Annotated in this window: 22 protein-coding genes; 8 read left to right on the top strand and 14 right to left on the bottom strand. The window is 68.4% G+C overall.

Annotated elements, in window-relative coordinates; translation table 11 throughout:
- Positions 1-229 precede the first annotated feature (229 nt).
- Together ACZ42P_RS02060 and ACZ42P_RS02065 are read left to right on the top strand one after the other, a co-directional pair.
- On the top strand, positions 230-1,114 hold the full coding sequence (locus tag ACZ42P_RS02060; RefSeq protein ID WP_464898446.1) for an alpha/beta hydrolase: 885 nt from the start codon (positions 230-232) through the stop codon (positions 1,112-1,114).
- Positions 1,114-3,345 (top strand): putative bifunctional diguanylate cyclase/phosphodiesterase, encoded by a 2,232-nt coding sequence (locus ACZ42P_RS02065; RefSeq protein ID WP_464898447.1) that lies wholly within the window; start codon positions 1,114-1,116, stop codon positions 3,343-3,345. The genes ACZ42P_RS02060 and ACZ42P_RS02065 overlap by 1 nt, the downstream gene beginning before the upstream one ends.
- Here the strand turns inward: ACZ42P_RS02065 and ACZ42P_RS02070 are convergent.
- The 8 genes from ACZ42P_RS02070 to ACZ42P_RS02105 are packed head-to-tail and all read right to left on the bottom strand — an operon-like array spanning position 3,334 to position 10,963.
- Positions 3,334-4,116, bottom strand: coding sequence for a secretin N-terminal domain-containing protein (locus ACZ42P_RS02070; RefSeq protein WP_464898448.1), 783 nt, complete (start codon positions 4,114-4,116; stop codon positions 3,334-3,336). The two genes, ACZ42P_RS02065 and ACZ42P_RS02070, sit on opposite strands and share 12 nt — an antisense overlap.
- Complete coding sequence (locus ACZ42P_RS02075; protein WP_464898449.1) at positions 4,113-4,577, bottom strand: hydrogenase maturation protease; 465 nt, start codon at positions 4,575-4,577, stop codon at positions 4,113-4,115. The genes ACZ42P_RS02070 and ACZ42P_RS02075 overlap by 4 nt, the downstream gene beginning before the upstream one ends.
- A complete protein-coding gene (locus ACZ42P_RS02080) occupies positions 4,574-5,872 on the bottom strand; it encodes a Ni/Fe hydrogenase subunit alpha (RefSeq protein ID WP_464898450.1) in 1,299 nt (432 codons plus the stop codon). The genes ACZ42P_RS02075 and ACZ42P_RS02080 overlap by 4 nt, the downstream gene beginning before the upstream one ends.
- Positions 5,856-6,638 (bottom strand): NADH-quinone oxidoreductase subunit B family protein, encoded by a 783-nt coding sequence (locus ACZ42P_RS02085; RefSeq protein WP_464898451.1) that lies wholly within the window; start codon positions 6,636-6,638, stop codon positions 5,856-5,858. Before ACZ42P_RS02085 ends, ACZ42P_RS02080 begins: the two co-directional genes overlap by 17 nt.
- Positions 6,638-7,474, bottom strand: a complete 837-nt coding sequence (locus ACZ42P_RS02090) for an FAD/NAD(P)-binding protein (RefSeq protein WP_464898452.1) — start codon at positions 7,472-7,474, stop codon at positions 6,638-6,640. Before ACZ42P_RS02090 ends, ACZ42P_RS02085 begins: the two co-directional genes overlap by 1 nt.
- A complete protein-coding gene (locus tag ACZ42P_RS02095) occupies positions 7,464-8,573 on the bottom strand; it encodes a 4Fe-4S dicluster domain-containing protein (RefSeq protein ID WP_464898453.1) in 1,110 nt (369 codons plus the stop codon). Before ACZ42P_RS02095 ends, ACZ42P_RS02090 begins: the two co-directional genes overlap by 11 nt.
- Positions 8,574-8,621: 48 nt before the next feature.
- Positions 8,622-10,301, bottom strand: a complete 1,680-nt coding sequence (locus tag ACZ42P_RS02100) for an ABC1 kinase family protein (protein ID WP_464898454.1) — start codon at positions 10,299-10,301, stop codon at positions 8,622-8,624.
- On the bottom strand, positions 10,301-10,963 hold the full coding sequence (locus ACZ42P_RS02105; protein ID WP_464898455.1) for a DUF6781 family protein: 663 nt from the start codon (positions 10,961-10,963) through the stop codon (positions 10,301-10,303). The genes ACZ42P_RS02100 and ACZ42P_RS02105 overlap by 1 nt, the downstream gene beginning before the upstream one ends.
- 128 nt (positions 10,964-11,091) lie before the next feature.
- On the opposite strand from ACZ42P_RS02105, the gene ACZ42P_RS02110 reads away from it, so the two are divergent.
- The 6 genes from ACZ42P_RS02110 (at position 11,092) to ACZ42P_RS02135 (ending at position 19,243) form a co-directional block, all read left to right on the top strand.
- Positions 11,092-11,595, top strand: a complete 504-nt coding sequence (locus tag ACZ42P_RS02110; RefSeq protein ID WP_464898456.1) for a C40 family peptidase — start codon at positions 11,092-11,094, stop codon at positions 11,593-11,595.
- A 64-nt stretch (positions 11,596-11,659) separates the two neighbouring features.
- Positions 11,660-12,352, top strand: coding sequence for a hypothetical protein (locus tag ACZ42P_RS02115; protein WP_464898457.1), 693 nt, complete (start codon positions 11,660-11,662; stop codon positions 12,350-12,352).
- Positions 12,353-12,424: 72 nt separating this feature from the next.
- Positions 12,425-13,420, top strand: coding sequence for a Fe(3+) ABC transporter substrate-binding protein (locus ACZ42P_RS02120; RefSeq protein ID WP_464898458.1), 996 nt, complete (start codon positions 12,425-12,427; stop codon positions 13,418-13,420).
- Positions 13,421-13,525: 105 nt separating this feature from the next.
- Entirely contained in the window at positions 13,526-15,100 is a 1,575-nt protein-coding gene (locus tag ACZ42P_RS02125) for an ABC transporter permease (protein WP_464898459.1), read from the top strand.
- 2 nt (positions 15,101-15,102) lie between these two features.
- Entirely contained in the window at positions 15,103-16,149 is a 1,047-nt protein-coding gene (locus tag ACZ42P_RS02130; RefSeq protein WP_464898460.1) for an ABC transporter ATP-binding protein, read from the top strand.
- A gap of 46 nt (positions 16,150-16,195) precedes the next feature.
- Positions 16,196-19,243, top strand: coding sequence for a hybrid sensor histidine kinase/response regulator (locus ACZ42P_RS02135; protein WP_464898461.1), 3,048 nt, complete (start codon positions 16,196-16,198; stop codon positions 19,241-19,243).
- An 11-nt stretch (positions 19,244-19,254) separates the two neighbouring features.
- Here ACZ42P_RS02135 and ACZ42P_RS02140 read toward each other — a convergent pair whose 3' ends face one another.
- The 6 genes from ACZ42P_RS02140 to ACZ42P_RS02165 all read right to left on the bottom strand — a co-directional run bounded on the left by ACZ42P_RS02140 (position 19,255) and on the right by ACZ42P_RS02165 (position 22,975).
- Positions 19,255-19,632 (bottom strand): DsrE family protein, encoded by a 378-nt coding sequence (locus ACZ42P_RS02140; protein WP_464898462.1) that lies wholly within the window; start codon positions 19,630-19,632, stop codon positions 19,255-19,257.
- A 72-nt stretch (positions 19,633-19,704) separates the two neighbouring features.
- Positions 19,705-19,974 carry a hypothetical protein gene (locus ACZ42P_RS02145; protein WP_464898463.1) on the bottom strand — a complete coding sequence of 90 codons (270 nt, stop codon included), beginning with the start codon at positions 19,972-19,974 and terminating at the stop codon, positions 19,705-19,707.
- Positions 19,975-20,149: 175 nt separating this feature from the next.
- Entirely contained in the window at positions 20,150-21,340 is a 1,191-nt protein-coding gene (locus ACZ42P_RS02150) for an iron-containing alcohol dehydrogenase (RefSeq protein WP_464898464.1), read from the bottom strand.
- Positions 21,337-21,642, bottom strand: coding sequence for an antibiotic biosynthesis monooxygenase (locus tag ACZ42P_RS02155; protein WP_464898465.1), 306 nt, complete (start codon positions 21,640-21,642; stop codon positions 21,337-21,339). Before ACZ42P_RS02155 ends, ACZ42P_RS02150 begins: the two co-directional genes overlap by 4 nt.
- Before the next feature lie 11 nt (positions 21,643-21,653).
- Positions 21,654-22,553: an ankyrin repeat domain-containing protein gene (locus tag ACZ42P_RS02160; RefSeq protein WP_464898466.1), complete on the bottom strand. Its 900-nt coding sequence runs from the start codon at positions 22,551-22,553 to the stop codon at positions 21,654-21,656.
- A gap of 2 nt (positions 22,554-22,555) precedes the next feature.
- Positions 22,556-22,975 (bottom strand): secondary thiamine-phosphate synthase enzyme YjbQ, encoded by a 420-nt coding sequence (locus ACZ42P_RS02165; RefSeq protein ID WP_464898467.1) that lies wholly within the window; start codon positions 22,973-22,975, stop codon positions 22,556-22,558.
- Between the last annotated feature and the right edge of the window lie 44 nt (positions 22,976-23,019).

A 23,019-nucleotide genomic window follows, 5' to 3' on the forward strand; every position in this document is an offset into this window, starting at 1 on the left:
AGCTGCATTACCTTAGCAAATGAAGAACGGCAGGCAAGACACACAGCCCACTGTGTGCGCTCATGGCGTGAATCTAGATGATCCAGTGAAAACCCGTCAATTAAATCAGTAGGGGGCTGGACGCGAGGCTTGGGCCAGTAAGCGCCTGAGAACGATAGACGAAGCATAGAGAGTCCGCATGCCACCAGCCCTTCTCCTGCGCCTCGCGACCGCGTAACATCACGTGCCCATGTCGGTCCGCCCATCGCCCCGTACCTCGCTCCGGCTTTTGCTGCTGGTCAATCTGCTCGTCTGGCTGCTCGTGTGGGCGCTTCCCGGGCAGGGGGCCGTGGTGAGCCTGACCGCCCCCAATGGGCGCGAGGCCACGGCCGATTACCGGCCCGGGCGCGCGGATCTGCCCGCGGTGATGATCGTGCACGGCTTCCTGCAGACGCGGGAATTCTCCACGGTGGCGGCTTTGGGCAACACCCTGGCTGACGCCGGCTACACGGTGCTTGCGCCCACCCTCACCCTCAATGTTTCGCGGCGCAAGCGCAGCCTGCCCTGCGAGGCGGTTCACAGCCACACGTTCCAGATGGACGTGGACGAAGTCGCCGCGTGGACGGCGTGGCTAAAGCGCAGGGGACACCAACGCGTGGTGCTCATCGGGCACAGCCACGGTGCCCTGGCCATTGCTGCCTATCTCGTGCGCCCTGCTTCGGTGGTGAAACAGGCCCTGCTGTTGGGGCTCTATGATGCCAAGCCGGAATTCCGCCCGGGTGAACAGGCCCGTCTGGTGCGCGATCTCGAGGCACGTGCGGCCAGGCAAGACCCCTCCCTGGTAACCCTCCCCTACACCTTCTGCCGGCGATACGTGGGCCCGCCCGCGGCCGTCCTGAGCTACGTGCGCATCACGCGCCAACAGGTTTTGGACTGGCTTGCGGCGAGCCGCGTGCCCGTGACGGTGATCATGGGCGCCCGGGACGAGCGGGTGGCGCCGGACTGGGTGGCGGTTTTGCGCCGGCAGCGTGTGGAGCTGGAAGTCGTGCCAGGCGCCAACCATTTCTTCGACGGCACCAGCGAGTTCGATCTCCACGACCGGGTGCTCGGCCGGCTCCAACGCAACGGAAATTGATGGCACGCGAAACCACCACCAAAAACGCCCCGCGTCTTCCCACGCTGGGGCAGTACCTGCTGGGCTTCTTCCTGTTCACGGCACTGGGCCTTGGCCTGTTCGCCGCCTTCGTCTGGCGGGATCTCCATGGTCTGACAGTGCAGATGCGCACGAGCGACCGGGCGCTCGCAGCCGGTGAACTGGAGCAGGCGCGTCTCCTGCTCGCCCACCGTGTCGATGACCTGGTGGCAGCGCTGGAGTCGTGGGACGAAGTCAGGGCACAGCTGGAGGATCCCGCCTATTACGCCTACTGGCGGGACAGCCGGGCCACCGCCTACGAGGATCTGCCCTTGCGTCCCCAGGACCTGGAGCTCTACGACGTTTCCGGTCGTCCCCTGGCGCGGGAGCCCAGCCCCGGCTTGCCGGCAATCGTGGAAGACAATGGCCGGCGGGCATGGGTCGCGCGGCAGGGAGACAGGGTGTACGCCCATTTCACCGCCCCCCTCGTGGATGGGGACAGGCACCGGCCCATGGGCTATGTGGTGGTGCGGTTCATCCTGCCCGACACCCTGCTCACGATCCACCCGCCGCGTTATCTGGACGGGGGCAGCTTGCGCCTGCGCGTTCCGCCGGGCGTGCAGGTGCCCTACGGCGCGCTGCTCCAGTATGCCGATTTCAGCGCACGCCCCAACCCCTACGAGACGCGGCTCACGGAACTCGCCCACCGCGCAGGGATGCAGCTCGCCCTGGGTTTGCTCCTGGTTCTCGCCCTGGCCTATTTCCTGGTTCGGAGCCTGCTCCTGAAGCCCCTGCAGCGGCTGAGCGGCCATCTGGAGGCGCTGCGCGCGGGCCATGCCAGCCTGCTGGCGGGTGAGGCCGGTCGGCTGCGGGTGCGCGAGACCGAGCTCCTGCGCGAGGCCCTCAACGACTACCAGCTGCGTCTCGAGCAATTGCATGGCGATCTGGCCAACAAGAACCAGGAGCTCTGGCGCATGGCCCATCACGACCCGCTGACCGGCGTGTTCAACCGGCGTGCGCTGGAGGACGACTGGCGTCAGATGCTCGCATCGGCCGGCAGCCAGCAGCTGCCGGTGAGCCTCACCCTGTTCGACTGTGATCACTTCAAGGCCATCAACGACACCTACGGCCACCACGTGGGCGACGAGGTGATCCAGGCGCTGGCCCGCTGCCTGAAATCGGCTCTGCGCGGCAATGACCGGCTCTACCGCCTGGGCGGCGACGAGTTCGCCACCGTGCTGTGGAATACGCCAGCCGAAGAAGCGGCACGTCTCGCCCAGCGCTGCCTGGAGGCCGTGGCGAGCCACGACTTCACGGTGCACGGCGTGAAGGAACCGGTGCGCATGAGCGCAGGCATCGCAGAGGCGCGCAGTCTGGACGAGAACACCCGGCTGGAACTGCAGCGGCGCGCCGATCTGGCCATGTACGAGGCGAAACGCCCGGGCGCCGGCAAGATCGTGGTGTATTCCGAAACCCTCGAGGACCGGCAGGCCCTGCTGTCCCATCCGGAAACCCACGCCGTCTGGCGCGCCATGCACGAGCGGGAGCGCCTGGAGCTGCACTACCAGCCGGTGTTCGATGTCGCCACCGGCGCGCTCTCCCATTACGAGGCGCTGCTGCGCATACGCGACGGGGAACGCCTGGTGCTGCCTTCGGTGATCCTGCCGCTGGTGGAAATGCGCGGCTGCGAGTGCGAGCTGGATCTCGCGGTACTGGATCGGCTGGAGCAGGATCTCCAGACCGGGCGCATTCCGGCGGGCACCGGCGTGGCGTTCAACGTTTCCGGGCCGGGCATCGTGCAGAGCCGGGTAGTGGAGCGCGTTCTGGCCCTGGCCGGCTTCCTGCCCCAATGCCGGCTCGTGCTGGAAATCACCGAAACCTCTCTCATCACCCGCATCACCGAAGCCTCGGATTACCTCGCGCGGCTGCGCGAGGCGGGTTTCACCATCGCCCTGGATGATTTCGGCAACGGCTATTCCTCCCTGCGCTATCTCGCCCACATGCCCGTGGACTTCGTCAAGTTCGACCGGGAAATGGTCCAGGCCCTCAGGGGACAGGATCGTCAGGCCGTGCTGGTGAGGGATCTGGCACGGCTGATCGCCGACGCCGGCTACCGGCTGGTGGCCGAGGGTATCGAATCCGAGGACATGCTGGAGGCGGTCAGGGCGGCCGGCTTCCATCAGGCCCAGGGCTATCACCTGGGCCGGCCCGCGCCCCTCACCTCAGGGCACTAGCTCCACCTTCACCGCGATGCGCGCCTCGCGCGCCTCCCGTCCCCGCGTGGCATAGGCAATGCCCCGGCCATCGCCCACCGCGCCAGCCGTCACACCACCCAGCTCGATCCATTCCCCCAGCCGCCCCGAGACGGTGGTGGCAGCGGCCTCGACCGCCACGCCCTGACCGTCCACGAGCCGGCTGCGCCTGGGATGAATGTCCAGCAGCACCTGATCGCCCGCCAGCCGCGGCACCACGTCGAAACCCGTGTCCACGTCGCGAAAGTCGGTGCTTTCCTGCACCACCGTGCGGCCCCAGGCATCGCGGGTCACCACCTGGGTGCGGTAGGGCACGCTCACGCCGGTGCGGATGAAGGCCCGGTTGCCCTCCAGCACCTGGATGCGCTGCTCGTCCCGCCGTTCCGTCTGGTCACGGCTGGACCAGACGCGCGCCTCCACCCGGCCGCCCGGCCCCACCGTGCCCGAGACGGCGCCCCCCGCCTCGTCTCCCGAGGCAGTGCCCCCCATGCGCACGGTGATCAGCAGGCGCCGGGGGGCGCTGTCGAGGCTGGCAATGAGCTGACGGATCTGGGCCAGGCGCTCGGGCGTGGTGCGCACGATGAGCTTGTTCTGCATGCCCGTCACCACGCCGTCCGGCCCCACCAGCGGCTTGACCAGGGGAATCACCTGCTCGGCGCTGCGCCAGTGCAGGGGAATCACTTCCAGCCGTTCCTGGGCCTGGGCCGCAACCGTCACCAGGCCCGCCAGCAGGGCCATCAGCCACGCCTTCATGCTTCGTCTCCTTCCTGTCGTTCGAATTCCGCACACACGGCCGCCACCAGGGTCGGCAGCGCCGCGCGGATGGCCGCGTCCAGGCCGAAGCCACCGCGCGGGCTGGTGATGGCCAGCCCGTACAGCACCCAGCGCCGCGGCCCCCGCCCCAGCCGGCGGCTCAGGGCGAGCGCCTCCGCCAGTCCAAAACCGTGGGTGGAAGTATGACGCGCCACCTGGCGCAGCACCGCTTCCTCCTCCAGCCGGTGCAGGGTGCCGGCGGGGGCGCCGCTCACCACCGCATCCACCAGGATCACCTCGTCCAGTCCCTCCAGGGCCTGCACCAGGCGTGCACCGGGGCGATCCAGCGTCCACACCGGAATGCCCAGCGGCGCGAGCCGCGCTTCGATGAGGGGCGCCGCCGCGAAACCCAGGGCATCGTCACCGAAGGGCGAACCCACGCACACCACCGCGCGCTTCATGCCCGCGTAAGCCGCAAGCGCAGGAAATGGGTGGCGCAGGAGATGCAGGGATCGTAGTTGCGGATCACCTGCTCGGCCCGCAGGCGCAGGGCAGTCTCGTCACGCTCCAGGCCGAAGGCGGTCAGATTGGCGGCGAGGTCTTCCTCGATGCGTGCCTGGTTCTGGCTGGTGGGCGGCACGATGCGGGCTTGCCGCACGTATCCCGCGCCATCGAACACGTAGTGGTGCCAAAGCAGCCCCCGCGGGGCCTCGCTTGCGCCGAAGCCCTCCGCCGCCCGGGGCGTCACCATGACGGCGGGCTGGTCCGTCTCCCGGTAGTGGGCGAGCAGGTCGATGGCCTCGCGCAGGGCGAACAGGATTTCCACCGCCCGGGCCACCACGCTGTGGTACATGTTGCGCGACGGCCAGCGGATGCCCGTGGCCTGCGCCCGTTCGCGCACCGCCGGCGGCAGCTGCCCCAGATGCAGGTTCAGGCGGGCAAGGGGGCCCACGAGATAGGGCCGGCCCCGCAGCAGACAGTGTAGCGCCGTGGAATGGGGCACCTGCCGTTCCTCGAACACCTGGGCAAAGTCGGTGATGGGAATGTCGAGCCCCCGGTCGGAGACGATGCGCTCGCCCATCATGGGATAGCGCCCGCTTTCCGCCAGGCTCACGCATTCGAAATCCTGTTCGTCCCCGGGCAGGGGCAGCGCGGCGCACCAGCTCACCAGCGCCTCCGCCTCGGGCAGCGCCTCGATGAGCCGCTGCCGCAGTGTCGCGGCCTCGGCAGCCGTGGGACTGCGGTGAAAGCCGCCGGGGCACACGCCCACCGGATGCACGGACCGCCCGCCCAGGAAGCGGATGATCTCGTTGCCCAGTGCCTGCAGGCGCAGGCCGCGCCGCACCGCCTCCGGCTCCTTTTCCGCCAGCGCCACCACGCTGTCGCAGCCAAAGAAGTCCGGGGCCGCCAGCAGGTGGATGTGCAGCGCGTGGGATTCGATCCATTCGCCGCAATAGAACAGGCGCCGCATCGCCTCCACCCACGGGGTGACTGCCACACCGAAGGCCGATTCGATGGCGCGCACCGCACTCATCTGGTAGGCCACCGGGCAGATGCCGCAGATGCGGGCCACCGCGTCCGGCACCTCCCGGAAGCTGCGGCCCTCCAGCAGCTTCTCGAACAGCCGTGGCGGCTCGTAGATACGCAGCCGCAGCTCGGTGATGCGTCCTTGCCCAATGGCGAGATCCAGGGCCCCCTCGCCCTCCACCCGGGCGAGCACCGGCACTTCGATGCGGATTTCACGCCGTTCCGTCATGATCCTCCCCTGCAGCATGGCGGAAGGCGGGCGCCCCTGCAGCGATGAACAGGAAGCGCCGCCGGGCCTCCCCGCCAGCAAGCCCCAGCGCCTGGAACCGGGCCAGAAGCGCCGCGCCGTTGACCTGTTCGGCCGGCCCGAAGCAGCCGTAGCAGGCACGCCCCTGGCCGGGACACAGGGCGCCACAGCCGCCATGAGTGACCGGCCCCATGCAGGCTTCCCCCTTCGCCACCAGGACACAGGCATGGCCGGCGCGCTTGCATTCGAGGCACACGGGGTCGGCATCGCTGCGCGGCCGCACGCCGATCAGCAGGTCCGCCATGGCCGCCAGCACCTGGCGGGGGGACACCGGGCAGCCCGCCAGCTCCAGATCCACCCGGACATGGGCCGACAGCGGCGTGGACGTATCCAGCGCCGAAAGGAACTCCGGGCGGGCATAGACTGACGCGAGCCAGTCCCCACCCTGCATGGATCCGTTGCGCAGCGCCTGGATGCCGCCTGCGGTGGCACAGGCCCCCATGGCCACCAGATAGCGGCTGCGTTGGCGTATGGCCTGGAGGCGGGCCACGTCGTGGCCGGTGGTGATGCTCCCCTCGACGAAGGCGATGTCGGCCTCCGCTTCCGGAGCGACGATGCCTGCCTCCGCGAAGTGCACGAAATCCACCCGGCGCGCGAGGGCAAGCAGGGCTTGACCGGCATTGAGGAAGGCCAGCTGACAGCCATCGCAGGAGGCAAACTTGTGCACCGCCACCCGTGGTTTGTCCATCAGAATCCCCGTATCCCCAGCAGCTCCCGCACCTCCGCGAAGCTGAACACCGGGCCGTCGCGGCAGACGAAGTGGCCGCCGATCTGGCAGTGGCCACAGTGGCCGATGCCGCACTGCATGTTGCGCTCGAGAGACAAATAAAGCGCCCCCTCGGGCATGCCCTTTTCCAGCAGGATACGCGCCGCCGCCAGCATCATGCCTTCCGGGCCGCACATCATGGCAATGGTACGGTGCGGGTCGGGCGCGGCCCGTTCGATGAGTTCCGTCACCGGACCCACGTGCCACGGCCAGGGACCATGCACTGCATTGGCCGCCACGTGCACCTCGGTGTTGGGCAGTTGGCCCCAGGCCTCGTACTGGTCCCGGTAGATGAGATCGTCGCTGTGTTTCACCCCCTGGATGATGGTGAGCCTGCCGAACCGTCGCCGACGGCGGATGACGTAATGGATCACGGACACCACGGGCGCGCAGCCGAGGCCACCGGTAATGACCAGCACGTCCCGTCCCTCCGCCAGCGTCAGCGGCCAGCCGCGTCCGTAGGGTCCCCGTATGCCCACGCAGTCGCCTTCCCGCAGGGCGGCGAGACCCTCGGTGACACGGCCCACCCGGCGGATGGTGTGGTCGAACACCCCTTCCGTCTCCGGATCCGAGACGATGGAAATCGGCACGTCCCCCACGCCGAACAGATACACCATGTTGAACTGCCCGGGGGCGAAGCGGTAATGCTCCCGCACGGCGGCTTCCTCGAACCGCAGGCGCAGGGTGAAGATCGTGTCCGACTCCTGACGCCGCTCCAGGATGCGCGCCGGGTGCGGGACATAGGGATTAGGCATCATGGGCCGTCTCCCCCAGCAGGGCCGCCACTTCCTCCGTGAGGTCGATGCCCACCGGGCACCAGGTGATGCAGCGGCCGCAGCCGACACAGCCGCTGCGCCCGAACTGCACCTGCCAGCCGGCGAGCTTGTGGGTGAGCCACTGCCGGTAACGGTGGCGAATCTCCGGGCGCACCTGGAACCCGTGCAGCCAGGCATGGCCTGCACTGAAGCAGGAATCCCAGTGCCGTTCGTGCAGGGTGACCCCACCGTCCAGGGCGGGCACGTCCTGCTCGGCGTGGCAGAAGCAGGTGGGACAGACCTGGGTGCAATTGCCACAGGCCAGACAGCGTGCCGCGACGTCCTCCCAGCGCGGATGATCGAGCCGCTCGTAGAGGCCACGCATGTCTTCGGCCGCGGGCAGGCGCCGCCGCTGGCCGGCCGCCGCCTGTTCCAGCGCCTGCGCCGCCGCAACCGTCTGTTCCGGGGTCGCCGGGGCCAACGCCAGGGCCAGCAGGAGTGCCCGCCCCTCCCCGCTAGCTGCCTCGGCGACGAAGCCATCATCCAGTTCCGTGAGGGCGATGTCGAACCCCGCCCGGGCACGCGGCCCGTCGCCCGTGGCCGCACAGAAACAGGTGTCGGCGGGATGGGTGCAATTCACGGCGATCACCAGCATCTCTTCGCTGCGCGCCGCGTAACAGGGATCGGGATGGCTGCCCGCGAGGAAATGCCGGTCCTGGAGGGCCAGCGCCGCCAGGTCGCAGGCACGCACCCCCAGAAAGGCCAGGGGTCGCGCAGGCGGCACGATGGCCTCCACTTCGAGACAGCCCCCCACCCGGCGCGCCCGCCACAGGGGTTCGCGCGGTGCGAACAGAAACGGTTTGATGGCCTGCGGGCCATTGGCCCAGGCAAAGCAGCGCGTGCCCTTGGTCCTGTCGAGCTGGTAGCGGCCGGGCCCCTGGCTGTCCTGCCAGCCCCAGGGCAGGTCCGCCGCGGCGGTGAGGGTGTCGTAATTGATCACGCCCGCGCGCACCTGCGGCCCGATCACATGAAAACCCTGCTCGGCCAGCAGCCGGATCAGATCGTCGAGGCGCCCGTGGGGCAGAAACTGCAAGCCGTCCATGATTCCATCATCCCCTGCCCGTCTGACCCGCTGATGACATGGCGCGACTCAGTCCCGTCCGGAGCGCCAGATGGAAAACACCAGCCAGATGCTGTTCATGACCGCGAGCACGAAACCGAAGAAGCCCAGTACCGGCATGCCGAAGATCTTCGGCCCGCCCTCGATGGTCATGACGATCGAGGAACCGATGATGAGGCTGGCGGTGAGGATGCCCAGGGTCAGGCGGCTGGCGCTGCGGTCGATCCGGTTGCCGAAACGCTCCAGCCGTTTGAGATCCAGATCGATGTGGGCACGCCCCTTGCGCAGCTCCTTGAAGAAACGCGAAAGATCCCGGGGCAGCCCCGCGAGCAGACCGGCCATTTCCCGCACGCCATGCTCGGCGCGCTTGGCCATGGCCTGGGGCGAGTAGCGCAGGGGCAGCACCTGACTCATGAAGGGCTCCACATGCTCGCCCATATCGAATTCCGGGTCCAGCTGGCGCCCCAGCCCTTCCAGGGTGATGAGGGCCTTGAACAGCAGGGTGAGGTCCGGCGGCAGGACCAGATGATGCTCCCGCATGATGGCGGTAAGTTCCCCCAGCAGCCGCCCCATGCTGATGTCGCGCAGCTGGACGCTGGAATAATTGAACACGAATTCGATCAGGTCCGAGGCCAGGCGCGCCTCGTCCACCGGGCCATCCCCGCTCCACTCCAGGATCACTTCCAGAAGGGCGCGCTCATCCTTGCGCAGCAGGGCCAGCAGCAGATCCGTGATCTCGTTGCGCCGCTGGGTGGTGAGCATGCCGGTCATGCCGAAGTCGATCAGCCCCAGGCGGTGGCCCGGCAGATAGAACACGTTGCCCGGGTGGGGGTCGGCGTGGAAATAGCCGTGGATCAGGATCATCTTCAGCACCACGTTGGCGCCGCGCACCGCGAGCAGGCGCCGGTCGAGACCGGCGGCGTCCACCAGGTCCAGGCGGTTGCCCGGGATGCCCTCGATGCGGTCCTGCACGTTCATCACCGCGCTGGTGTAGTCCCAGTAAACGCGCGGGATGACTACCGTGGGATCGTCGGCGAAGAGTTCGCCGAAACGTTCCACCGCACGCGCCTCGGCGGCGAGATCCAGTTCCCGGCGCAGCGACTTGGCGAACTGCTGCATCACCCGCCGGGGCTGGTAGCGGCGCGATTCCGGAATCTCGCTTTCCATGAGCGCCGCCAGATGGCTCATGATGCGCAGGTCGGCCTCCACCCGGGGCACGATGCCCGGACGGCGCACCTTGACCACCACCGGGGTGCCATCCGGCAGCAGCGCATCGTGCACCTGGGCAATGGAGGCCGCTGCGCGCGGCTGGGGCTCGATGGCGGCGAACACCTCCTGGGGCGGGCGCCCCAGCGCCTGGGTCATGTCCGGCAGCAGCGCCTCGAAGGGCACCGGCGGCACCTGGTCCTGCAGCCGTTCCAGTTCGGCGATCCATTCCGGCGGCAGCATGTCCACGCGCGTGGCGAGCACCTGGCCCAGCTTGACGTAGGTGGGGCCCAGCTCCTCCAGCATGCGCCGGAAGCGTTGCGGCGGCTCCAGCCGGGTGATTTCGCTCTCCTCCTTCCAGTGGAGCATGCGTCCCGCCCGCTCCAGAGCGGTGACCAGACCCATGCGCCGCACCAGATCGCCCAGGCCATGGCGGATGAGAACGGAGCTGATCTCGTGCAGGCGGGGGAAATCCCGCACCACACTGATCGTCTCCCAAAGCATCAGTCGCCCTTCCCGCTGTCGCCGGCTTTTTCCTGGAGCGCCTGGGCCATGCCGGCGAGGATGCCACTGGCCACCAGGGCCAGCCGCCGCGCCAGCTCGCCGGCCGCAGCCCTGCCCGCTGCGGCACTGTTTTGGACGACCGGCGCGGCGCGATTGGTGAGGGTCTCCACGGTTTCCGCCACCATGCGGCCGGTGTCCGTGCCCGCGCGCCGCGCGTGCGTGACGAGATCGGCGAACGCCTGTTTCACCCGCTCCTGGGCTCGCTCGCTGCCCCGGGCCACCGCCTCCAGCAGTTCCCCTTCCAGGCGGCGCAGATCCGCCAGCACCGGCTGCAGGTCTTCGCGGGTGAGGGCCCTGCCCTCGGCCATGAGCTGCTCGGCGGCCAGCTTCGTTGCCTCGGCGGATTTGCGCACGGCCTCGTCCAGGCCCTTCAGCGCATCGGCCGCGGCCGCCCGGAGCTCGCCGCTGCGCTTTGTCAGCCCCAGGCTCACGCCTTCGGTGACGGCGGCCAGCACGGTGCGCAGCTGGCCGGCCTCCAGCGAGCGCGACTGCAGGGCGCGCAGGGTGAGATCGCGCACCGCGGCACGCAGATCCGCGGCCTGCTCGGCCTGTGCCGCGGCTTGCTCTCGGATGTGTTCGACAGGGGTGGGTGTCGCGTCCATGGCGGGCTCCTGTTTGCGCAAGGGTCATGGCCAATCATAGCGGAAATGCCGGACCGCAGCCCGGCAGCCACGCCCCGGGGGCGGAGCCCGGTTTTGACTTCCCGCCGGAAGTTCCGTTTAATTGGCCCATGGCGGCCAAACTTCATGCCTTCGTCCTGATCCTGGGCCTTCTTGCCCTGCCCTGCCGGGCCGAGCCCGGGGCGGAGGATGGGACATCATCCAGGGAAGCGCCGGTGGCGGCCGGCCCCGCCTCGGATCTCACCCTCTATGCCCTGAGCCTCAACGGCACGGCCTACCGGTTCGGCGGCAGCGATCCCGACAAGGGTCTCGACTGCAGCGGCTTCGTGGGCCACGTCTTCCGTGAGGTGGCGGGCATCGATCTGCCCAGGAGCGCCCAGGCCATCAGCCAGCTGGGGCGCAAGGTCGGGATCAATGAGCTCAAGCCCGGTGATCTGGTGTTCTTCAACACGCTGCGCCGGGCGTTTTCCCACGTGGGCATTTATTTGGGCAACCAGCAGTTCATCCACGCCACCAGCAGCCGCACCGGCGAGGTCCTCATCTCCAGTCTGCGCGAGGCCTACTGGGCGCGCCGCTTCGACGGGGCGCGCCGCATCGATCTCGCCGGCCAGTGACCGGCGCGCCGCGGCGGATGCCGGCGGCTCCGGGGGCGCCCGCAGACGACACACGGAGACAGCCATGGCTCGATCGTCCGTCCTTGTCACCCTGATTCTGGCCCTGGGCCTGCCACTCACCGGCCCTGCCCGGGATATGACCCCCGAGGAGCTGGAAGACTGGTTCAACGACGATACCAGCGCACGCATCGCCGCCGTCAACGAGGGCGAGCTGGTCTTCCTCGCCACCCCGCCCGCCAGCCCCGTGCATCACCACCACAACATCCTCACGCTGGACGACCGCACCCTGGAGACGGGCTGGGCGGAACTGCGCCAGTGCCACGAACATCTGGACCGCGTGCCGGCCACCCAGATCGTGTTCCGTGCGGAGCGGGTGCGGGACCTGGAAATCCTGAGCCAGGAAGGCATCGCCCAAGCCTGGGTGGAAGGCCCCACGGTGCAGCTGCGCGGCGTGGGTCCCGCCGCACGCATCTGCCTGCGCCTGCAAAGCCAGGTGCTCATGCGCAACACGGACGGCACCTATCACGTGAACAGCGGACCCTTCATGCGCCGCTTTCTGGATGGCTACTATCCCATGCACGTGAGCATGGAGGTGCGCCTGCACACCCGCCGTCTGCGCTTTCTCGACATCACGCCGGCCCGCCAGCAGGGTTTCCAGGTGTCGGTCACCCCACGCCGGGTGCGCTTCGACACCTGGTTCGAAGGCCGGCTTAAGACCCTGATCCGCTTCACCCCCGCCGGCGCACCGCCCGGCTGAGCGTTTCGCTATTGCGAATTATTCGCGTTTGCGTTAACATGGCCTCACGTTTCCCACCCGGAGGTCAAGTTCATGTTTTTGCGCATCCTTTTCTCCCTGACGCTGCTCGCCGCCGCCCTCGCCCCTGCCCGGGCGGAGGAAGTGGTGGTGTATTCCGCGCGCAACGAGCAGCTCATCAAGCCCGTGTTCGATGCCTACACCCGCGCCACGGGGGTGCAGGTCAAATTCATCACGGACAAGGAAGGGCCGCTGCTGGCGCGCCTCAAGGCAGAGGGCGCCAACACGCCGGCCGATCTCCTCCTCACGGTGGACGCAGGCAATCTCTGGCAGGCGGCGCAGGAAGGCGTGCTGCAGGCGGTGGATTCGCCGGTGCTGGAGCGCAACATCCCCGCGAGCCTGCGCGACCCCGGCAAACGCTGGTTCGGCCTGTCGGTGCGCGCCCGCACCATCGTTTACAACCCGGCGCGGGTGCGGCCCGAGGAGCTTGCCACCTACGAGGATCTCGCCAACCCGAAATGGAAGGGCCGCCTGTGCCTGCGTACCTCGAAAAAGGTGTACAACCAGTCCCTGGTGGCCATGATGATCGCCGAGCACGGTGAAGCCAAAACGGAGCAGATCGTGCGCGGCTGGGTGGCCAATCTCGCCACCGATCCCTTCCCGGACGATACCAAGATGATGGAGGCCATCGCCGCCGGCCAGTGTGATGTGGGCATCGGCAACACCTACTATTACGGCCGGCTGATGCAAAAGAAGCCCGGTCTGCCCCTGGGACTGTTCTGGGCGAACCAGCAGGGTTCCGGGGTCCACGTGAACATTTCCGGCGCAGGCGTCACCCGCTTCGCCCGCAACCGCACAGGGGCCATCCGGCTGCTGGAGTGGCTGTCCTCCCCGGACGCCCAGAACCTGTTCGCCGACGTCAACCTGGAATATCCGGTGAGCCCCGCCGTCAAGCCGGATCCGGTGGTCGCCGCCTGGGGCACGTTCAAGCGCAATCCCATCAACGTCGCCAAGGCTGGTGAGCTCCAGGCGGCAGCCGTAAAATTGATGGACCGCGCCGGTTACCGATAACACGCCACGATGTCCCCCGACGCCCTGTCCGGGGCCAAAGCGCCGCAAGGCGCTTTTGCCTTTTTCCGCCCCCGGAAACTTCTCCCTCCCTGGCGCCTGTTCGCCGTGGCGGTCACGCTGCTGGTGGCCGTCCCGCTGCTGGTGGTGGCTTCCGCCATGCTGCATCCGGACCGGGAGACCTGGCGGCATCTCGCGGAGAACGTGCTGGCCGATTTGGTGGCCCACACCCTCATGCTCACCGTCGGGGTGAGCCTGGCCACCGCCCTGCTGGGCACGGCGCTCGCCTGGCTCACGGCGGTGTGCGAATTTCCCGGGCGCCGCCTGTTTTCCTGGAGCCTGATGCTGCCCCTGGCGGTGCCCGCCTACGTCACGGGCTTCGTACTGGTGGGCCTGCTGGATTTCACGGGGCCGGTGCAGACCCTGCTGCGTGAGGCGTTCGGTCCCGACCTGCGCCTGCCCCCCATCCGCTCCGGCGGCGGTGTGGCCCTGGCGCTCACCCTCGCCCTCTACCCCTACGTCTATCTGCTGGCGCGCAATGCCTTTCTGAGCCAGGGACGGCGGGCGCTGGAAGTGGGGCAGAGCCTGGGGCTCGACCGCCGCCGGGGCTTCCTGCGCATCGCCCTGCCCATGGCGCGGCCCTGGATCGCCGGTGGCGTGGCCCTGGTGGCCATGGAAACCCTGGCGGATTTCGGCACCGTGGCGGTATTCAATTACGACACCTTCACCACCGGCATCTACAAGGCCTGGTACAGCCTGTTCTCCCTGCCGGCGGCCGCCCAGCTCGCCTCGGTGCTCATGCTCATCGTGCTGGGGGTGCTGCTCGTGGAGCAGCACATGCGGGCCGGCATGCGCTACACCCAGGCGGGACGGGCCGCCCAGGGCCGGGAGCGCATCGTCCTGCGCGGGGCGGCCCGCTGGGGCGCGACCCTGTTGTGCGGCGCGATACTGGCCGCCGCCTTCCTGGTTCCCGTGGGACAGCTCGCCCTGTGGGCGCTGGAGGTGGCGGTGCGTGACCTGGACAGCCGTTACTGGGGCTATCTCGCGCGCTCCCTCCTGCTCGCGGGCAGCGCCGCCCTGATGATCGCCGGCGTGGCGCTGCTGCTCGCCTATGCGCGCCGGCGCCACCCGGACACCCTGATGAACCTCCTGGTCCGCATCGCCACCCTGGGCTATGCCGTGCCGGGCGCAGTGCTGGCCATTGGCATCTATCTGCCCATCGCCTGGTTCGACCGCGCCTTTGTCGCCTTCATGGGCGAAATCCTGGGCCGCGAGGCCGGGCCGCTGTTGTCGGGCACCCTGCTGGCCATGCTGTCGGCCTATCTGGTGCGCTTCCTGGCGGTGGCCCATGAACCCGTGGGCGCAGCCCTGCAGCGCGTCACCCCCAGCATGGACGAGGCGGCGCGCAGCTTCGGCCTCACCACGCGCCAGCTGCTCGCCAGGGTGCATCTGCCCCTGCTGCGGGGCGGCATGCTCACCGCCGTGCTCCTCGTGTTCGTGGACGTGATGAAGGAAATGCCCATCACCCTTATGACCCGTCCCTTCGGTTGGGACACCCTGGCCACGCGCATCTTCGAAATGACATCGGAAGGGGAATGGGAGCGGGCCGCCCTGCCCGCGGTGGCTCTGGTGCTGGCCGGTCTCGTGCCCGTGATCCTGCTCACGCGCCAAACGGAGCGCTGAACATGGCGGCCCAGCTCGAACTCAGGGAAGTCGGCAAGCGCTTTGGCACCACGGTGGTGGTGGAGGGTCTGTCCTTCCATCTGGCGCGCGGCAGCATCGGCTGTCTGCTGGGCCCCAGCGGCTGCGGCAAGACCACGGTGCTGCGCCTCATCGCCGGCTTCGAGGACGTCAGCGCCGGCGAGATCCTGATCGACGGCAGCGTGGTGAGCCAACCCGACCGCACACTGCCGCCGGAGCGGCGAAAGGTGGGCATGGTGTTCCAGGACTACGCCCTGTTTCCCCACCTGAGCGTGGAACAGAACATCGCCTTCGGTCTTTACCGCTGGCCTGCCGCCGCGCGGCAGGCGCGTGTGCGGGAGCTCATGGAACTGGTGGGCCTCACGGCGCATGCCCGGGCCCATCCCCACGAGCTGTCCGGCGGCCAGCAGCAGCGGGTGGCGCTGGCCCGGGCGCTCGCGCCGCGTCCCGAACTGCTGCTCCTGGACGAGCCCTTCTCCAACCTGGACGTGGAGCTGCGCGAGCGCCTCGGCCTGGAACTGCGCCAGATCCTCAAGCATGAGGGCATGACCGCCATCCTGGTCACCCACGACCAGCAGGAAGCCTTTGCCATGGCCGACGAGATCGGGGTCATGCACGAAGGCCGCATCCAGCAATGGGACACGGCCTACCGGCTGTACCACCAGCCGGCGACCCGGTTCGTCGCCGACTTCATTGGCCAGGGCGTGTTCCTCCCGGGCACGGTGCTCAACTCCCATCAGATCGAGATCGAATTGGGCATCCTGGATGGGTCTTTCCCCAGCGAATGCAGCAGGGGCTGCCCGGTGGACGTGCTGATCCGTCCCGACGACATCGTCCACGACGACGCCAGCCCGCTCCTCGCGGAAGTGGTGCACAAGGCCTTCCGGGGCGCCAGCATCCTCTACACCCTGCGCCTGCCCAGCGGGGGCACGGCCCTCTCCCTGGTGCCCAGCCACCACGACCACGCCCTGGGCGAGAAGATCGGCATCCGTCTCGACGTGGACCACGTGGTCGCGTTCAAGCGCATATAATGGACTTCCCGCGGGCCCGGCCCGCAATCCCGCGCAAGTCCTGCCGATGGTGAAGCCCGCGCGTCTGTTTTCCAACCGCATGGCCGTCAGCGTCGCCGCCGGCTTTGCCCTGGTGCTGACGCTGATGGTGTCTCTGGCCGTGGTCGGCCTGCGCGAGATGGCGTCCATCAACGGCCACCTGGAGCGCATCGTCAACGAGAACAACGCCAAGGTGGAGCTCGCCACCGCCATGCGCGATGCCCTGCGCCAGCGCATCATCACCATGCACAGCATCGTCATCGCTCCCGATCCCTTTGAGCGGGAGGAGGCGCTGCAGCGCTTCTACGAATACGGCATCCAGTTCAACAACGCCCGTCAGAAGCTGGACCGCCTCGCCTCGAGCCGAGAGGAAAAGGCCGTGCTGGAACGCATCCGCACCCTGGCCAACGTGGCCCAGCCCAAGGTGGTGAGCGGCATCGAGCACGCCATGAACGACGAGCAGGAGGCGGCCCTGCGCATCCTGCGACAGGACGCGATTCCCTCCCAGCAGCAGTTGGTGGCGCAACTGGAGGCCATGGTGGATCTGCAGCGCCAGGCCAGCCGGCGGGCGGCGGAGGAAGCCGCCCAGGCCTACCGCCACACCGTGTGGCTCATGATCGCCCTGGGCACCAGTCTGGTGCTGCTGGGCATCGCCGTGTCGGGCTGGGTGGTGCGCCGCATCAGCCAGCAGACCCAGCAGATCGTGCGCGAGCAGGTGAAGTACAAGACCCTGTTCACCACCAATTCCGACGGCATCGTGCTGGTGGCCGACGGCCGGTTCATCGACTGCAATCCCGCCACCCTCACCATGTTCGGCTACGACAGCGTGGAAGCCTTCTGCCGCACCACCCCGGCCGAGCTGGGACCGCCCAGCCAGGCGGACGGCACGCCCTCCGGCGAGTACGGCATGCGCCAGATCGAGAAGGCCATGCGCGAAGGCCACTGCCAGTTCGAGTGGCTGGGCCGGACCCGCGACGGGCGCGTGTTTCCCGTGGAGATCGCGCTGCACGCCATGACTTTGGACGACAAGGTGGTGGTGCAGGCCATCATGCGCGACATCACGGAGCGCAAGGAAAACGAGGCGCGCCTGCGTGCCGCCTACGACGCCGCGCTGGAAGCCTCGCGCGTCAAGTCCCAGTTCGTGGCCAACGTCAGCCACGAGATCCGCACCCCCCTGAACGGCATCATCGGCATGGTGGGCCTGCTTTTGGATTCCCGCCTGGATCCGGAACAGCGGGATTACGCCGAGACCATCCGCTTGTCCTCGGAAGCCCTGCTCACCATCATCAATGACATCCTCGACTTCGCCAAGATCGAGGCGGGACGCATGGAGCTGGAGATCGTCCCCTTCGACCTGCGCGAAACCGTGGAGGAGGCGCTGGAACTGTTCGGCGAGCGGGCCCATGCCAAGGGGCTGGAACTCGTCTGCGATCTGCCGCCCGACCTGCCCGCGCAGGTGTTGGGCGATCCGGCACGCCTGCGCCAGATCCTCATCAACCTGGTGGACAATGCCATCAAGTTTTCCCATCGCGGCGACGTGCTGGTACGCGGCCGCCTCACCCCGGTGAGCGAGACCGAGCTGGAACTGCGGGTGGAGGTGAGCGATGCCGGCATCGGCATCAGCCCGGAGGGCATGCAGCGCCTGTTCCAGGCGTTCTCCCAGGCGGATGGCTCCACCACACGCCGGTATGGCGGCACCGGTCTGGGACTCGCCATCTCACGCCAGCTCGCCCAGCTCATGGGGGGCGACATGGGAGCGGAAAGCACCCTGGGGGTGGGCAGCACCTTCTGGTTCACCGCCCGGCTCAGGCAAGCCGGCCCCCCGGTGCCGGAAACGCCGGCCGCCCTGCGCAACGTACCGGTCCTGCTCGCGGTGCCCAACACCCGCCTGCGCGAAGTGCTGGCGCGCCAGCTCGCCCACTGGGGCATGCAGGTGCAGGCCGTCCCCGGCAGCGTGGACGCCTACGCCAAATTGAGCGCGGCGGCGCACCGCGGCACGCCTTTCCGCGTGGTCCTAATCGACGCCCAGCTCCTGGAGGAGAGCGGCGGGGAACTGCTGCATGCCCTCGATCAGGACCCCGCCCTGGCGGGACTGGCCCAGATCCTGCTCACGGGCATGGCCCCCCGGCCTGCCTGGCGAACCTGGCTGGCACCGGGACGGCGCGTGCATCTGCCCAAGCCGGTGCGCACGGCGCGTCTGCAGGCCCTGCTGGGCGAACTGCTGGGCTTTGCCCTGCCCGCCCCCGCCCGCCCCACTCCGGGGGAACGCTCCGTGCCGGTGCGCGTGTTGGTTGCGGAGGACAACGTGGTCAACCAGAAGGTGGTCAGCCACATGCTGCGCAAGCTGGGGGTGCGCGCCGACGTGGTGGCCAATGGCAGGGAGGCCGTGGAAGCCATGGCGCGCATTCCCTACGACCTCCTCCTCATGGATTGCCAGATGCCGGAACTGGACGGGCTGGAAGCCACCATCGAAATCCGGCATCGGGAACTCACCCTGCCCCAGCCGCGACGCACGCCCATCGTCGCCATGTCCGCCGATGCCCGCCCGGAAGCCCGAGCACGCTGCATCGAGGTGGGCATGGATGATTACCTGGTCAAGCCGGTGCGACTGCCCCAGCTCGAGGAAACCCTGCGCGCCTGGGTACCGGTGTGGCAGCAGCCGGTCCAGGCCCCCGCGACCGATGCCGGCACATCCGGCGAGGCCATCGATCTCGCCAAGGTGCGGCACATGATGAAGCACGACCGCGCCGCCGAGCAGGAGTTGCTCAGCCTCTATCTCTCCAGCACCCAGACCCTGCTGCAGGCACTGACGGATGCGGCGCAGCGGGAAAATGCCGCCACCTGCGCCGCCAAGGCCCACGAGATCAAGGGCGCGTCGGCCTACGTGGGGGCCCGTGACATGCAGCAGCTTGCGCAGAGAGTGGAGCAGGCCGCACGCAGGGGAGAATGGGAAGCCGTGCGCACCGCAACGGAGGAACTGGAAGCCGCCTTCATCCGGGTCTGGGCCCAGGTCAACGAGGTGGAGGCGGGAGAAGAGCCGGCGGCGTATGCGCCCGCCCGGGAAGGTTCGTCCTGACGGCGCTGCCCTCAGTAGGTGATGGTGCGCCAGTCATCATCCATGACGCGGGAGATGAAGGTCGTCCCGCCCGCCAGCCCCGTCACTTCGGGAATCATTTGCTCGCGCGTGATGCCCAGGGCGTTGAGGGAGCCGTTGCAGACATAGAATTTCACACCCAGCTCGGCGGCATCCCTCATGAAGCCATACACGGACTTGCTGCGGTTGTCCGAGGGGTAGATGGCATCCGCCACGCCCGCCACCACCAGGCGCGCCGCCCGGCTGGCAAAAAAGATCTCCACCTCGAACCCCATGGCGGCCGCGGTCGCGGCCTGGAAGAAGGGCGTGCCACACAGATGGGGCTGTTCCGGGTCCGTGTGCAGGAGCATGATGGCGAGTTTGTCGGCCATGGGGACGGCAGAGGCAGGACAGGCAACGAATTATCGCACAGCCTTGCCCCCCCGGCCGCACGGCCGATGGGGTCATTGGCGCGCAGGCTGGGGACGCAGACCGGGGAAGTTGCCTTCCACCACCCGCCGCGAAGCGGGGCTGAGATCACGCACCTGGGTGCGTTTCAGGCTGGTCTTCACCTCGGCCTGATACACGGTCTGGATGAGCTGCGAAGCCAGGGCACGGGCCTCCTGCGGGGTGAGATGGAGCGCCGTGCCGCCGAAATCCACCCGTATCCGTTCGCCGTCCTCGGCTTCGGTCACGCTGACGGCCACGGCCGGGATGGTCTGGTCCTGATTCATGGATTGATCCCTCCTCTTCTGGCAGTGATGCTTGCAACCCGGCTTTTGCAAGCACCGTGCCAGCGTCCCGCATGCCGGCATCATGCTGATTCCTATAGTGTTTCTGAATCGGAGGAGAAAACGCCGCGAAAGCGGCGCGTCGAAGGGGTGACAGGGGCGTCGGCCCACCGTCCGGTCACAGACGCTTCACGAGAATGTCGCGCACCTCATCGTCCGTGAGCACGATGGGGTTGGTCTTCATGCTGGAGCCCCGACAATGGGCGACGATGCGGGGCAGGTCGGCCTCGGTCACGCCATAGGCGGACAGGCGCGGCAGATTGAGGGCGCGCGTGAGCTCCGTGAGGCTGTGCACCAGGAACACCCGCGCCCCCACCGGCTCCAGATGGGTCTTGTTGCGGAACAGGCGGCCGGCCTGGGCGTATTTCACCAGCGCGGGATTCTCCGGGTCGCGCTTTTCCATGATGTCGATGTTGGCGCGCGTGGCCTCCGCCACCAGGGTACCGCACACCACGCCATGAGGAATGGGAAAGAAGGCCCCCAGGGGCGAAGCCAGCCCGTGCACCGAGCCCAGCCCCGCCTGGGCCAGGGTGATGCCGGACACCAGGGCGGCATAGGCCATCTTGGCGCGGCCCTCGGCCGCCCGCGGGCCGCCCTCATACCATTGCAGCAGACCATCGCGCGCCGCGGTGAGGCCGCTTAAGGCGAGCGCATCGGTGAAGGGGTTGGCCTTGAGCGACACGAAGCTCTCCAGAAGCTGGGTCAGGGCATCCATGCCGTTGGCGGCGATCAGTTCCGGCGGGCAGGATGCGAGCAGGTCCGGATCCACCACCGCGTATTCCGCCACCAGCTTCTCGTCGCGGAAGGATTTTTTGTAACCGTTCTCACCGCGCACCGAGAGCACGGCATTCTTGGTGGCCTCGGAGCCGGTGCCCGCCGTGGTGGGTACGGCGATGAAGGGGGTGGCAGGCCCCTGGTAGGGTTTTTCCGGCCCCACGCCCTCCAGATGGTCCAGCACGGAATTGCCGGGCTTGAGTAGCCCGGCGATGGCCTTGGCGGCATCCAGCACGCTGCCGCCGCCGATGCCCAGCACCACGTCCACCGCCTCCCCGCGGAAACGCGCCACCGCCTCGTCCACCAGCTGGGGCGAGGGTTCCCCGGTGACGGTCAGACGCTGCCAGGTCACTCCCGCCTCCTTCAGGCCAGCCTCCAACCGTTCCCAGTGGCCCGCCGCCTCCAGGGATTGGCCGCCGGTGACGACCAGGGCACGGCGGCCGAAACGCGCGGCGAGCGCCGGCACCCGGGCGAACACGCCCGCCCCGAACTCGATGCGGGGCAGGCGCGAAATGGAAAAGGGCGCGAAATTCATGACGCAATTGCCTCCGGGAAGAGCAGACGATGGGCCACCCCCTGGCGGGGCTCCGCCATCCAGGGCGCCACGGTATCACGCCACCTGAGATAGTGGGCCGTCTGCTTGTGGGCCGCGGCCGCCTCGGCGTCGCGGAACACCTCGAACAGCACGAAGCGGGTGGGATCGTCCGCCTGCTGGAGCACATCGAAGCGCAGGTTGCCGGGCTCGGCCACGCTGCCCAGATGGTTCTCCCGGGTGGCGGCGATGAAATCCGCCACGTGTTCCGGCTTGACATGGACATGGACCAGGGTCACGTGCATGGGGGTCTCCTTCAGTCTTGCAGAAGCGCCAGGATGTCGTCGCGCCGTGTCTTGCGCGCCAGGGTCACGGGTGTGTCACCCGCCCGCGTGGTGGCCCTGCGGTCGGCACCGCGCCCAAGCAGAAAGCGCACCACTTCCAGATGGCCGTTGGCACATGCCTTGTGCAGGGGCGTGAAACCCTCGTGGCCGGCCTGGTTCACCAGCGCACCGCGCTGCACCAGCATCTGCACGATGGCCAGATGGCCGCGGCTTGCCGCCTGCATCAGCGGCGTGAAGCCGTAGTCGGTCATGGCATTGGGGTCTGCGCCCTTGTTGAGGATGAACAGCGTGGCACGCTCATAGCCGTTGAGGGCCGCCCAGTGCAGGGGCTCGTAGCCATGCCGGTCCCGGGCGCGCACGCTGGCGCCGCGGGAGAGCAAGAGCAGCGCGGTCTCCTCGCGGCCGTTGAACAGGGCCACCATGAGGGGCGTCCATTCATCGGCGCGGCGCACGTCCACATCCATGCCGGCGCGCAGGAACAGCAGCACCTCATGGGTCTGCCCCGCCTCCACCCGACGGAACAGGGCGTCGGGGACAAAGGCTTCGCCGCGCCGGGCGAGGTCCTCCAGGAAACGCGCGCGCTCCGCGTCGTCCATGGGCCGCTCATGGGCCCAGGGATCGGTGATCTCCGCCTGCCGCGACCGCCAGCGCTCGTGGGCCAGGGACAGGCGCAGGATCTCCCGCGCCACCTCCGGTGGAAAGCCCTGGCGGGTTTCCGTATCGGCCACCGCCAGCTCGGCAAGATAGGCATCGCAGGCTTCCGTACCCCACAGCTCCACGATGCGTTCCAGGATGCGGGGATAGTCCCGCGCCAGGGCGTGGGGATAGCGATCCGGCTGATCCGCCAGCCACCCCGCGAGTCGCTGGTCCATGCTCATTCCCCCAGCAGATGCAGCACCACCTGCCGGCGCTGGGGCGCGCTGCGGTGCTCGAACACGTAGATGCCCTGCCAGGTGCCCAGCACCGGCGCGCCGTCCGCCACGGGGATGGACAGGCTGGTCTGGGTGAGTGCGGCGCGCACGTGGGCGGGCATGTCGTCCGGCCCCTCGATTACGTGCTGGAACAGGGGATCGCCGTCCGGCACCAGGCGCGCGAAGAAGCGCGCAAGATCGGTCTGCACGTCCGGGTCGTAGTTCTCCTGGATGAGCAGGCTGGCCGACGTGTGGCGGATGTAGAGAGTGAGCAGCCCGGACCCGATGCCCGTGCCCCGCACCCAGCGCAGGACCGGCTCGGTGCAGGCATAAAGCCCCTTGCCCCGGGTGGCAACCTCGATGACATGACTGGCCTGGCGCATGGCGCGATTGTACTGCGGGAAGCGGCCGACCGACGTCCCTCGGG

Source organism: Thiobacter subterraneus, assembly GCF_055379455.1.

Bases quoted from the DNA above. Each gene is read 5' to 3' on its own strand.
- ACZ42P_RS02060 (WP_464898446.1), top strand. From the start codon at position 230: ATGTCGGTCCGCCCATCGCCCCGTACCTCGCTCCGGCTTTTGCTGCTG.
- ACZ42P_RS02065 (WP_464898447.1), top strand. From the start codon at position 1,114: ATGGCACGCGAAACCACCACCAAAAACGCCCCGCGTCTTCCCACGCTG.
- ACZ42P_RS02070 (WP_464898448.1), bottom strand. From the start codon at position 4,116: ATGAAGGCGTGGCTGATGGCCCTGCTGGCGGGCCTGGTGACGGTTGCG.
- ACZ42P_RS02075 (WP_464898449.1), bottom strand. From the start codon at position 4,577: ATGAAGCGCGCGGTGGTGTGCGTGGGTTCGCCCTTCGGTGACGATGCC.
- ACZ42P_RS02080 (WP_464898450.1), bottom strand. From the start codon at position 5,872: ATGACGGAACGGCGTGAAATCCGCATCGAAGTGCCGGTGCTCGCCCGG.
- ACZ42P_RS02085 (WP_464898451.1), bottom strand. From the start codon at position 6,638: ATGGACAAACCACGGGTGGCGGTGCACAAGTTTGCCTCCTGCGATGGC.
- ACZ42P_RS02090 (WP_464898452.1), bottom strand. From the start codon at position 7,474: ATGATGCCTAATCCCTATGTCCCGCACCCGGCGCGCATCCTGGAGCGG.
- ACZ42P_RS02095 (WP_464898453.1), bottom strand. From the start codon at position 8,573: ATGGACGGCTTGCAGTTTCTGCCCCACGGGCGCCTCGACGATCTGATC.
- ACZ42P_RS02100 (WP_464898454.1), bottom strand. From the start codon at position 10,301: ATGCTTTGGGAGACGATCAGTGTGGTGCGGGATTTCCCCCGCCTGCAC.
- ACZ42P_RS02105 (WP_464898455.1), bottom strand. From the start codon at position 10,963: ATGGACGCGACACCCACCCCTGTCGAACACATCCGAGAGCAAGCCGCG.
- ACZ42P_RS02110 (WP_464898456.1), top strand. From the start codon at position 11,092: ATGGCGGCCAAACTTCATGCCTTCGTCCTGATCCTGGGCCTTCTTGCC.
- ACZ42P_RS02115 (WP_464898457.1), top strand. From the start codon at position 11,660: ATGGCTCGATCGTCCGTCCTTGTCACCCTGATTCTGGCCCTGGGCCTG.
- ACZ42P_RS02120 (WP_464898458.1), top strand. From the start codon at position 12,425: ATGTTTTTGCGCATCCTTTTCTCCCTGACGCTGCTCGCCGCCGCCCTC.
- ACZ42P_RS02130 (WP_464898460.1), top strand. From the start codon at position 15,103: ATGGCGGCCCAGCTCGAACTCAGGGAAGTCGGCAAGCGCTTTGGCACC.
- ACZ42P_RS02135 (WP_464898461.1), top strand. From the start codon at position 16,196: ATGGTGAAGCCCGCGCGTCTGTTTTCCAACCGCATGGCCGTCAGCGTC.
- ACZ42P_RS02140 (WP_464898462.1), bottom strand. From the start codon at position 19,632: ATGGCCGACAAACTCGCCATCATGCTCCTGCACACGGACCCGGAACAG.
- ACZ42P_RS02145 (WP_464898463.1), bottom strand. From the start codon at position 19,974: ATGAATCAGGACCAGACCATCCCGGCCGTGGCCGTCAGCGTGACCGAA.
- ACZ42P_RS02150 (WP_464898464.1), bottom strand. From the start codon at position 21,340: ATGAATTTCGCGCCCTTTTCCATTTCGCGCCTGCCCCGCATCGAGTTC.
- ACZ42P_RS02155 (WP_464898465.1), bottom strand. From the start codon at position 21,642: ATGCACGTGACCCTGGTCCATGTCCATGTCAAGCCGGAACACGTGGCG.
- ACZ42P_RS02160 (WP_464898466.1), bottom strand. From the start codon at position 22,553: ATGGACCAGCGACTCGCGGGGTGGCTGGCGGATCAGCCGGATCGCTAT.
- ACZ42P_RS02165 (WP_464898467.1), bottom strand. From the start codon at position 22,975: ATGCGCCAGGCCAGTCATGTCATCGAGGTTGCCACCCGGGGCAAGGGG.